Genomic DNA, 412 nt, shown 5'->3' on the forward strand with positions numbered 1-412 from the left:
GATCACGACAGGTTTTTTCATCACTACAAACTCCTTTGCGATAATCCTTGCAAAATCAGGTCGATATGACAGGTCACCGTCTGGTTAATCAGTTCGGTCTTTTCTTCATCGAACGCGGTCCAGCCGGTACGTAACAGAATTGTTTCTTTGCCAAGACGAAACGCCAGAATCTCACCAATCAACGCATGGGTATGAAGGATCATGCGGGTATCATTGGCGTCGCAGCCGGTCCAGGCGGCAATCAGGCGTGTAAGGTGGCTGTGTAGCGGACTAATCACCTGTTCGTGCACCAGGTGATAGGCTGCCGTGGGAGAGAGCTGCTCACGGGAGATAAATTTGCTGAGGTTGACAGTGTCATCCTGGGTGAGCAGCTTAATCATGTTCCTGCAGGCGCGAAGGATCAGTTCACGGA

General features: G+C 51.0%; 1 pseudogene. It reads right to left on the reverse strand.

Annotation, left to right across the window (positions count from 1 at the left end):
• Window positions 1–23: 23 nt before the first annotated feature.
• A pseudogene (cecR, locus tag C1J01_RS48790) lies at window positions 24–412 on the reverse strand (DNA-binding transcriptional regulator CecR); the annotation flags it as partial.

It is taken from the genome of Nonomuraea aridisoli, from assembly GCF_003236395.1.
Classification (GTDB): domain Bacteria; phylum Actinomycetota; class Actinomycetes; order Streptosporangiales; family Streptosporangiaceae; genus Nonomuraea; species Nonomuraea aridisoli.